This is a genomic window from Rhizobium sp. 42MFCr.1, assembly GCF_000377185.1.
GTDB classification, from domain to species: domain Bacteria; phylum Pseudomonadota; class Alphaproteobacteria; order Rhizobiales; family Rhizobiaceae; genus Rhizobium; species Rhizobium altiplani.
In genome coordinates, this window is record NZ_KB897829.1 from 137,900 (window position 1) to 144,247 (window position 6,348).

Genomic DNA, 6,348 nt, shown 5'->3' on the forward strand with positions numbered 1-6,348 from the left:
GATGGATTTTTAGTGCATCCTAATTAATCTCTCGCCAAAAGGTTGGTTCTGCACCCATAATGGGCTTCCTCCTTGGAGGCCTGACACCATACTGTTACTCGAAGCTGCATGAGGCTTGAACGGCGTTGGCATCGAGCAGTCCCACACGGTCCGAACGAGAGTTTCAGGACATCCTGCGGCGCCTTGAGCTTGCACTCGACGCGTCACAGATCGGTGTTTGGGAGCACAACCTCGATCGGCATGAAATCTCCTGGGACGTTCAGATGCACCGGATCTACCAGACCGGAAGAGGCAGCGGGCCGGTCGCCGCTACAATCTGGTCGGATGCGATTCACCCCGACGACCGCGAGCGTGCCGAACTGGAGTTCGAGGACGCCATTGCCAGACGCGGGCAGTATAATTCGGAGTTTCGGATCCTCTGGCCGAACGGCGAGATACGGCACATCCGCTCGCGGGCTCATTTCTATGTCAGCGAGGAAGGGTCACCCTCTTTCATCGGCGCGGAGTGGGACGTCACTTCGGACGTGCTTCTTGCCAACGAAGCGGCACGTCAGCGCGCCGTCGCGGAGGCACGGGCCCTCGCTTTGGAGGAGAGCAGTGCCCACATCGAATATGCTGCGGAACACGATTATTTGACGGGCCTTCCCAACCGCCGGCTTTTCGACAAGCGCCTGGCGGAACTGGCCGAGGATGCCTCAGTCTCGACGCTCGCAGTCCTGCATCTCGACCTTGACGAGTTCAAGCAGATCAACGACAGCCATGGCCATGCGGCGGGCGACACCGTATTGCGTGCCGCAGCTTTGCGGATCGAGGCCGCCATTCCGAAAGCTACGATGGTGGCACGCATCGGTGGCGACGAATTCGTTATCCTGCTCGTCAATTTCGGAGGGCTGACGGAACTGAACCGCATGGCGCGTGAGGTGCAGCGGCGCTTGAAGAAGAAGGTCCGTTTCGGCCACGAAATGCTGCAAAGTGGAGCGTCGATCGGCATTTCCTGGTCGGCAGATCGCTCCGGCTCCAATCTGCTCGCCGAGTCCGATATCGCGGTATATCAGGCAAAGACATCGGGCCGCGATCGTATCGAGTTCTTCTCGCAGCAGCTCAAGGACGATCTGATGGGCAAGCGGCGTCTTGCCGAAGAGCTGAAGCTTGCACTGGAACAGGGCGATATCATTCCATTCTACCAATTGCAGCTCGATGCCCACACCCGCGACATCGTTGGCATCGAGGCCCTGGCGCGCTGGCATCACAGCGAGCGCGGCACCCTCTCGCCTGGCATATTCCTGAAGATCGCCGATGAGTTCGGCTTGTCTTCGGAGATCGATGCTTCGATCCTGCGACGCGTGCTCGCCGACCGTGTGACATGGGAGCAGCACGGCACAACCCTGCCACGGGTCTCGGTCAACATTTCGGGGCAGCGCCTCTACGATCCGCAGTTGATTGATGATCTGGAGACACTCGAGATACCGCGTGGCGCCCTGGTTTTCGAATTGGTCGAGACGATCTTTCTGGACGACTGCGACGACGAGCTTCTGCAGACGGTTGACCGCATCAAGCAGATGGGTATCGAAATCGAGATCGATGATTTCGGCTCGGGCCACGCGTCGCTGATCGGTCTCGTGCGGTTGCGCCCGGCTCGGCTGAAGATCGATCGGCAACTGGTAAGCGAGGTGGATACCTCCTCCGAGCAGCGCCGTGTCGTCAAATCGATTGTCGAGATCGGCAAGGCCCTCGGCGTCGATGTGATCGCAGAGGGCGTCGAGACGGAAAACCATGCCGTGGCGCTTGCCAAGCTCGGCTGTCATACGCTGCAAGGTTTTGCGCTCGGCCATCCGCTGCCGGCATCAGAGATCGATGATATTTTCGCTTCGAAAAAGGCGACGCAGGCGGCCCACCTCCGACGCTAGCCTAACGGTGGGGCCTCCTAAGGCTCGAGTTCGCCGCGTGCTTCCAGATACCAGTCGACGAAAGCCTTCACACCGACATCCAGTGTCGTCTCCGGCTTGTAGCCTGTCAAAGCCGCCAGCAGATCGGGGCTCGCAAAGGTGCGTGGCACATCGCCCTTCTGCATCGGCAGCATCTTGCGCTTTGCCGGCTGGCCGAGGACCCTTTCGACCGTCTCGACGAAGGTCATCAGGTTCTCCGGCTGGCCGCCGCCGATATTGACGACGCGGAATGGCGCCTGATGCGAGAGCGTCTCCACCCGTTCGTCGGCCACGCGGTTGGCCTCCGACGGGGCGACGGACGACAGGCGGACGATCGCCTCCACGAGGTCATCGATATAGGTGAAGTCGCGGCTCATCCGGCCTTCGCCGTAGATCTCGATCGGTTGATCCTCCAGCATGTTCTTGACGAACTTGAAGAGGGCCATGTCGGGACGGCCCCAGGGGCCGTAGACGGTGAAGAAACGGAAGGCGGTTGTCGGGATCTTGTGGAGATGCGCGTAGCTGTGCGCCATCAGTTCCATTGACTTCTTCGTCGCCGCATAAAAGGTCAGCGGCTCGTCGGCCCGGTCTGTCTCACGGAAGGGAATGGACGGATTGGCGCCGTAGATCGACGATGTCGAGGCCAGCATGAGATGGTTGACGCCAACATCCTTGGCGATATCGAGGATGTTCCAGGAGCCTTCGAGGTTCGATGTGAGATAGGCTTTCGGGTTTTCCAGGCTGTAGCGGACGCCGGCCTGTGCTGCGAGATGCACCATCACATCAGGCGCCGCGCTGGCCACGGCCTCTTCCAGAGCTTTGCGATCTTCGAGCATCGCTGTCACCGGGCGGAAGGCCGGAAACTGCGCCAGCGCCGCATTGCGCATGTGCTTGAGCTTGATGTTGTAGTAGTGCGTCATGCCGTCGAAGCCGACGACTTCGTGGCCATCCTGCAGCAAGCGGCGGGCAAGATGAAAGCCGATGAAGCCAGCAGTGCCGGTGATGAAATAGCGCATCTCTACTTCTTCTCGTTCTTCTTTCCGATGGCGAAATAGCTGAAGCCATGCTTGGTGACTTCGGCGACGGGATAGATGTTGCGCAGGTCAACGATGGTCGGGGTCTTCACCAGCGACTTCATCCTCTTGAAATCAAGCGCTCGGAACTCGTCCCATTCCGTGACGATGACGATGGCATCCGCGCCTTCTGCAATCTCGTACGGGTCGCGGCCGTAGGTGATGGGGCCGATAACCTCCTTCGCCATTTCCATGCCTTCTGGATCATAGGCGTGAACGTTGGCGCCGCCATCCAGCAAGGCCTGGATGATGGTGATCGATGGCGCGTCGCGCATGTCGTCGGTGTTCGGCTTGAAGGTCAGGCCGAGGACTGCAATCTTCTTGCCGCGGACATTGCCGTCGCAGGCGGCGATGACCTTGCGGCCCATGGCGCGCTTGCGGTTGTCGTTGATCGCAACCGTGGTTTCGATAAGGCGAACCGGGCTGTCATGATCCTGTGCGGTCTTGACCAGCGCCAGCGTATCCTTGGGAAAGCACGAACCGCCGTAGCCCGGACCTGCATGCAGGAACTTGTCGCCGATGCGCTTGTCCATGCCGATGCCCTTGGCGACCTTCTGGACGTCGGCGCCGATCTGCTCGCAGAGATCGGCGATCTCGTTGATGAAGGTGATCTTCATGGCGAGGAAGGCGTTGGCGGCGTACTTGATCAGCTCGGAGGTGCGGCGTTCGCAAAAATAGAGTGGTGCTTCGTTGAGGTAGAGCGGCCGGTAAACCTCGCGCATGATTTCGATTGCGCGCGGCTCCTCAGTGCCGAGAACAATGCGATCGGGGCGCTTGAAGTCCGTGATTGCCGCGCCTTCGCGCAGAAATTCCGGGTTGGAAACGACGGAAATGTCCTTCTCGGGGAATTCTTCGCGGAAAATGCGCTCGATCTCATCGCCAGTGCCAACAGGAACCGTGGACTTGGTAACGACAACGGTGAACCCGGACACGGCGGCCGCTATCTCGCGAGCGGCGGCATAGACATAGCTCAGGTCGGCGTGGCCATCGCCACGACGTGACGGCGTGCCGACGGCGATGAAGACTACGTCCGCGTCGGCAACGGAAGGCGCCAGCTCCTTCGAAAAATCCAGGCGACCGGCGGTGCGGTTGTGGTCGATGATCGTGTCAAGGCCCGGTTCGAAGATCGGAACCTTACCGGCTTCCAATGCATCGATCTTCGCGGCCGACTTATCGACGCAGGTGACATGGTGGCCGAAATCGGCGAGGCAGGCACCGGAGACGAGGCCGACATAGCCCGAGCCAATCATCACAATACGCATGGAATCATTCCCTAAGACAACGATCGCGGCCCCGCCAATTGGCGGGGTCGCGATGGTGTTACAGGGGGAAGTTTATAAGTTCAAGACAACAGTGATCAGCTGCGGCCGAACTCATCGACGATGCGGATGATATCGTCTTCGCCGAGATAGGATCCGGTCTGCACTTCGATTAGTTCGAGCAAGATCTTGCCAGGATTGGCGAGACGGTGGACTTCACCGAGCGGGATGTAGACGGACTCGTTTTCCCTCAGCATCTGCACGTTTTCGCCGATCGTCACCTCTGCCGTGCCCTTGACGACGATCCAGTGCTCGGAGCGGTGATGATGCTTCTGAAGCGACAGCTTCTTGCCCGGAGTGACGAAGATGCGCTTCACCTGGAAGCGGTCGCCATTCAGCACCGATGTGTAGCCGCCCCAAGGCCGGTAAGAGGTCGGGTGCGTCTCGGTCAGTTGCGATGTCGTGGGGGCGGCGGCGAGCATCTTCACGAGGTTCCCGACGTCCTGGCTATCCTGCAGCCGCCCAACATAAACGGCATCCTCGCTGGCGATGACAGCGATGTCGTCCATGCCCTGGACGGCGAGGTGTACGCCATGGGTCATGATGAGCGAGTTCTTGGTGTTGACGACCGTCGTGTTGCCGGCTGCCACATTGCCATTTTCGTCGCGGCTGCCGCTCTTCCAGACGGAATCCCAGCTGCCGAGATCGGACCACTTGAAGGGCGAGGGGACGACGGCGGCGTTGCTCGTCTTTTCCATGATGGCATAATCGATCGAGATGTTCGGGCTGGTTGCGAACGCTGCCTTGTCGAGGCGGATGAAGTCGAGATCTCTGACACCTTTTGCAATGGCGTCGGCCGCAGCCTTGAGGACCGGCGCAGCATAGCTTCGCATCTCGGCAAGCACGCCTGAGACCGAGAACATGAACATCCCGGAGTTCCAGTAAAAACCTCCAGTCGCGACCATGTCTTCGGCCTTGGCGAGCGGCGGTTTCTCAATGAAGCGCGCGACCGTTCGTGCGCCCGTCGGGAGTGTCTTCCCACCTTCGATGTAGCCGTAGCCGGTTGCTGGCTCGGTAGGCTGGATGCCGAAGGTTACCAGCTTGCCCTGGGCGGCGGTGGCGGCAGCGATGCGAACGCACTCAAAATAGGTGTCGTCAGCGACGATCTCGTAGTCGGAGCCAAGCACATGCATGACTGTGTCTTCATCAAAGCGATCACGCACGAGCGTTGCGGCCGCCGCAACTGCCGCCGCGGTGTTTCGAGCAACCGGTTCGAGCAGGATTGCCGCAAGGCCGATGTCCAACTCACGCGCCTGCTCGGCAACGAGGAAGCGAAACTCCTCGTTGGTCAGGATGACGGGTGCTTCGTAAAGCGCGGGATCGGACACGCGCAGCAGCGTTTCCTGGAACAATGTCTTGTCGCCGATAAAGCGGATGAACTGCTTAGGCGCTGCGGCGCGTGACAGCGGCCAGAGACGAGTGCCCTTGCCACCAGCCATTATCACGGGAACGATCTTCTGTGTCATATGGAGTGTCCTCGAATCTCTAATCTTGCTTCGCCCATCAACCCACCTGCGCCCACCAGCGGATTCTCTCCAGGCCAGTGTGCAGCAACGTCGCGGCGGCTTCTTCGGTTTCCGCCTCGGCGTAGCAGCGCATTTCGGGGGCATTGCCGGACGGGCGGAAATGGATGATGCGGCGATCCGCCAGCGTAACACGAAGGCCGTCAATATCGCTGGCGCTGCCAACCTCGCCGATCGGCTGCAGGAACGCCGCGAGATTGGCGGGTGCGGCGCGAAGATCGGCCATCAACCGGGCACTGATCTCAACCGGAAAATTCTCAAGCCGGTCGGCCGCGGCAAATGGCAGATTGAAGGACGCGGCGACCACCGAAAGAGGCTGCCGTTTGGAGGCAGCAAGGGAAAGCGCCGCCAGGATGGGGACGAAGCAGTCGCGTGTCGGCAGGGCCTTCAGCGTGTGACCGTTGACCTCGAATTCACTCGCGGTGAGCAGGCCGCCGTTCGCTTCGAAGCCTGCCACGCGAGTCCGGCCAGCCGCGAGTGCTTCTTGCATCCCTGATATGACGAACGG

At 60.3% G+C, this 6,348-nt stretch carries 4 protein-coding genes and 1 pseudogene; 1 reads left to right on the forward strand and 4 read right to left on the reverse strand.

What is annotated here, in order from left to right:
* Positions 1-125 precede the first annotated feature (125 nt).
* Positions 126-1,907, forward strand: a complete 1,782-nt coding sequence (locus C934_RS0114350) for a putative bifunctional diguanylate cyclase/phosphodiesterase (RefSeq protein WP_018857357.1) — start codon at positions 126-128, stop codon at positions 1,905-1,907.
* Between the two features lie 17 nt (positions 1,908-1,924).
* On the opposite strand, the gene C934_RS0114355 is transcribed toward C934_RS0114350, so the two are convergent.
* From C934_RS0114355 to C934_RS0114370, 4 genes and pseudogenes are all read right to left on the reverse strand, one after another.
* Positions 1,925-2,941: an NAD-dependent epimerase/dehydratase family protein gene (locus C934_RS0114355; protein ID WP_018857358.1), complete on the reverse strand. Its 1,017-nt coding sequence runs from the start codon at positions 2,939-2,941 to the stop codon at positions 1,925-1,927.
* Between the two features lie 2 nt (positions 2,942-2,943).
* Complete coding sequence (locus C934_RS0114360; protein ID WP_018857359.1) at positions 2,944-4,260, reverse strand: UDP-glucose dehydrogenase family protein; 1,317 nt, start codon at positions 4,258-4,260, stop codon at positions 2,944-2,946.
* Between the two features lie 95 nt (positions 4,261-4,355).
* A complete protein-coding gene (locus C934_RS0114365; protein WP_018857360.1) occupies positions 4,356-5,783 on the reverse strand; it encodes a mannose-1-phosphate guanylyltransferase/mannose-6-phosphate isomerase in 1,428 nt (475 codons plus the stop codon).
* Between the two features lie 37 nt (positions 5,784-5,820).
* Positions 5,821-6,348: pseudogene (locus C934_RS0114370) on the reverse strand (phosphomannomutase); the annotation flags it as partial.

Bases quoted from the DNA above. Each gene is read 5' to 3' on its own strand.
- C934_RS0114365 (WP_018857360.1), bottom strand. From the start codon at position 5,783: ATGACACAGAAGATCGTTCCCGTGATAATGGCTGGTGGCAAGGGCACT.
- C934_RS0114355 (WP_018857358.1), bottom strand. From the start codon at position 2,941: ATGCGCTATTTCATCACCGGCACTGCTGGCTTCATCGGCTTTCATCTT.
- C934_RS0114360 (WP_018857359.1), bottom strand. From the start codon at position 4,260: ATGCGTATTGTGATGATTGGCTCGGGCTATGTCGGCCTCGTCTCCGGT.